The following is a 3945-nucleotide window of genomic DNA, read 5'->3' on the forward strand; positions in this document are numbered from 1 at the left end:
CTTGTTCGGCAACAACGGTGAAAGGATTGACCATTCACGGTCCGTGAGTTCGTAGCGGCGGCGCGTCATCAATGGCTCCTTGCGGAAATCCTTGAATCACGCCCCCAAATCAACGCCAAGCACTTTTATGAGTTTACTACCTACCATTACAGTTGCACATTTTCTGAAGTTCTGAATCAATGGGCGACCATGATTCGGAGGGTCATGGGATGTCAGGTTCGCTTGAGGATACGCTTGGTCTTTGGTCGGTTTCGCTGTGTTCAGTGAAGGCCCGTATCCGCCCGTTGTTCACACAATCTCGCGTTGCGGCGTCTGCGGGTTTGTTTTTGGATGGATTGCTGGGGGCGGAGCACCGCAAGACGGGCTGGATGCGGGCAGAGGCGGCGGGCGACCCTGGCCCCTGGCGGCAACAGGCGATCCTGGGCCGGGGCAGGTGGGATGCCGATGCGCTGCGGGATATCGTGCGGGACTATGCACTGGAAACGTTGGCGGACGATGATGCCGTGCTGGTGATCGACGAGACGGGTTTCCTGAAGCAGGGCAAGGCATCGTGCGGGGTGGCGCGGCAATATACGGGCTCGGCAGGCAAGATTACGAACTGTCAAATTGGTGTGTTCGCCTGCTACGTGTCGCGGCATGGCCATGCTTTCATCGACCGGGCGCTGTACCTGCCCAAGGCCTGGACCGACGATGCGGATCGGCTGGCGGCTGCGCATGTTCCGGATGGAACGGGCTTTGCCACCAAACCGGCGCTGGCCATGGCGATGATCGAGCGCGCCGTGGCGGCGGGCACACCGTTCGGCTGGGTCGCGGCCGACAGCGTCTATGGCGTCGGCAGCCTGGAGATGCTCCTGCGCCGCCAGGGCAAAGGCTATGTGCTGGGCGTCAAGGCCGATCACCGGTTCAACTCCTGGGGCAAGCCCAGGCAGGTGGGCGGCACGGCGCGCGCCATTGCCGAGGGGCTGGAACCCGGCGACTGGCAGCGCCTGTCCTGTGGCGAGGGCACAAAGGGGCCCCGTCTGCATGACTGGGCTTATCTGGAACTGGCCGACCTGGACGCCGCCGAGTATAGCGACAACCATACCGGCTCGTGGACGCGTGGCCTGCTGATCCGTCGGCACATCGCCGATGGCGAACTGGCTATCTTTACCACCTGGTGCCCCGCCGGAACCAGTATCGAAACCCTGGTCCGGGTCGAAGGCCACCGTTGGGCCATAGAGGACAGTTTCGAGACCGCCAAGAACGAACTCGGCCTCGACCATAACGAGACACGCTCCTGGCACGGATGGCACCGGCATGTCTCGTTGGTCATGCTCGCCTTTGCCATGCTGGCAACCATCCGCCATCACCTGAACCGCCAGACACCCCAAAAAACGCTGCAATGGGCATGGCGGATGACACCCCAGACACACACCTGATCCGATGGTCCATGCAGGAAATCAGGCGCATCGCCACCAAAATGGCTCAGCGCCAGATCCAACCCGCCCACATCATCGCGTGGTCAATATGGCGACGCGCTCATCAGGCAGTCGCAAGATCCGCTCACATCAAAAGAAATGTGCAACTGTAATGCTAGCCGCGCGGCGGAGGCCTCGTTGACCCGGCTGGGCACGGACGTGATCGACCTGTATCAGGTTCACCGTCCCGACCTGCTGGCCCATCCGGCGGAAGTAGCGGCTGCGCTGGATAAGCTGCGCCGGGACGGCAAGATCAGAGCGGCGGGCGTGTCCAACCATACCCCAGCCCAGGTTGCCGCCCTTCAGGCCCATCTGCCCTTTAAACTGGTTTCCATCCAGCCGGAATTCTCCGCCCGCGCTGTGGGGGCTCTGTTCGATGGGGTGCTGGATCAGGCCATGGAACGCGGGCTGACCGTGCTGGCTTGGTCTCCCTTGGCCGGTGGTCGGCTGCTGGGGGCATCGGATGACGCCCGAACCCTGGCTGTGATTGCCGAATTGGACAGGATCGCTGCGGCCAACAATGTCGGCCGCGCCGCCGTGGCCTATGCCTGGCTTCTGGCGCACCCGTCACGTCCCATCCCACTGATCGGCAGCCAAACGCCCGCGCGCATCCGGGAAGCGACCGACGCCTTCAAGGTGCAGTTCACCGACACTGACTGGTACGCCGTGTTGCAGGCAGCCCTGGGCGCGCCCCTTCCCTGATCCGCGCACGACAGATACCCGTTCTTTGAAAGGCCCTTGCTATGTCCAGCCGCCCGCTTGAGATCGCCTGGTTCTCCGCCCTCTGCGATGATGATTTTGAGTTCCTGGGCCAGCCAGATCCGTCCCTGCAATCCAGCTTCGATCATTGCCGCACCATCGCCCAGACAGCAGACAAACTGGGCTATGACAATCTGCTGCTGCCCTCGGGCTACCAACTCGGGATTGATGGCGTCGCTTTCGCCGGTGGCATCGCGCCCTTGCTAAAGCAGATCAAGCTGCTGCTGGCCGTCCGCTGCGGGGAATTCTGGCCACCACAGATCGCCCGGCAGGTGGCGACCCTGGACCAGATGCTGGGCGGGCGCCTGACCATCAACATCATCTCCAGCGACCTGCCGGGAGAAACCCTGCCCGCCGGTCCCCGCTATGACCGGACGGTGGAGGTGATGAATATCCTGAAAACGCTGCTGAACGGTCTACCCCTGGAACATCAGGGCGAGTTCTACAAACTGAAGCTGGACCCGCCGCGCATCCGTACCGTCTCCGGCCACTGCCCCCCACTTTATTTCGGTGGCCTGTCGACAGAAGCGCGTGAGGCAGCCGCCAAGGCGGCGGATGTCTATCTGATTTGGCCGGACACGCTGGACGGTGTGGCGGGCATCATCAAGGACCTGCGCGAACGCGCCGCCAACCATGGACGGACCTTGCGCTTCGGCTACCGCGTGCATGTCGTTGTGCGTGACACAGAAGCCGAGGCCCGCGCCGCCGCCGACCGGCTGCTGTCCCGGCTGGATACGGAGACGGGTGCCGCCATCCGGGCGAAGTCGCTGGATTCACAATCCTATGGCGTTCGTCGTCAGGCTGAACTGCGGGACGCCGCCAGCCAGCAGGACGGCTATATCGAGGAAAACCTCTGGACCGGCATCGGTCGTGCAAGGTCCGGCTGTGGTGCTGCCATCGTTGGTGATCCCGATCAGGTGCTGGCCAAGCTGAAGGCTTACCACTGCCTTGGGCTGGAGGCCTTCATCCTGTCAGGATATCCGCACGCCGCCGAATGCGACCTGTTTGGTCGCCATGTGCTGCCGGCCTTGCGTCGTTGGCAGGCGGCGGGTTAGGCCATTCAACCTGTTGGACCATATCATCCCCCGTCCCGGAAGCGCCAGACAGGCACACCCATCTTGCGGGCCTTGTCGGTGAGGTTCTGGGTGATACCGGAACCTGGAAAGGCGATGAGGTGACCGATCAGGGTGTGTCGGACCCTCAAACACGTTACCACTGTGCCTCGGCAGGTTGGAAGCGGGGGCTCGCCTCGACCGATGGCATGACAGTTTTTTCGTGAACATCTGAAATTACTGTCCTCAAATTGCCGCGCTTCGTCGGCAGCCATTTTTAGGGCCCAACATCGGGATGTTCGTGCTCTCCTAAACCAAAGGCCGCTTGTGGAACTACCCACGAGCATCCCGGAGTTGTATCAGGCACTCACTTCGGCGCCATGGATTTTTGCTTCATCTGAGTTCACTTCGGTCGCCAAGATGAGCCAGAAATCCTTCGTTACACCATCGACCGATACTGTCCTACACGGGGCTGACGGCAGAATCGTGACACACGCCATTTGACTGGTGAGTGAAATAGTGCCGCGCGTCCGCCAGAAACTCCAGAGCCAGCCGCGGTGGCGCCACCATGGCGGACGTCACAAAGGCGTATTCATGGCGAAGGTCGGGTCGGAATAGCCGCATCAACAGTCTGTCGCCCAGATAGGAACGGGCAAGCATTTCATTGACGATGGCCA

At 61.9% G+C, this 3945-nt stretch carries 3 protein-coding genes and 1 pseudogene; 3 read left to right on the forward strand and 1 reads right to left on the reverse strand.

Features of this window, described 5'->3' with window-relative positions; translation table 11 throughout:
- Positions 1-209: 209 nt before the first annotated feature.
- From Q0072_RS18920 to Q0072_RS18930, 3 genes are all read left to right on the forward strand, one after another.
- Positions 210-1418 carry an IS701 family transposase gene (locus tag Q0072_RS18920; RefSeq protein ID WP_298333101.1) on the forward strand — a complete coding sequence of 403 codons (1209 nt, stop codon included), beginning with the start codon at positions 210-212 and terminating at the stop codon, positions 1416-1418.
- 138 nt (positions 1419-1556) lie between these two features.
- Positions 1557-2159: an aldo/keto reductase gene (locus Q0072_RS18925; protein WP_298333102.1), complete on the forward strand. Its 603-nt coding sequence runs from the start codon at positions 1557-1559 to the stop codon at positions 2157-2159.
- Between the two features lie 41 nt (positions 2160-2200).
- Positions 2201-3271, forward strand: a complete 1071-nt coding sequence (locus Q0072_RS18930) for an LLM class flavin-dependent oxidoreductase (protein ID WP_298333103.1) — start codon at positions 2201-2203, stop codon at positions 3269-3271.
- A gap of 459 nt (positions 3272-3730) precedes the next feature.
- Here the strand turns inward: Q0072_RS18930 and Q0072_RS18935 are convergent.
- Positions 3731-3945: pseudogene (locus tag Q0072_RS18935) on the reverse strand (LysR family transcriptional regulator); the annotation flags it as partial.

Source organism: Asticcacaulis sp., assembly GCF_027484505.1.
Classification (GTDB): Bacteria; Pseudomonadota; Alphaproteobacteria; order Caulobacterales; family Caulobacteraceae; genus Asticcacaulis.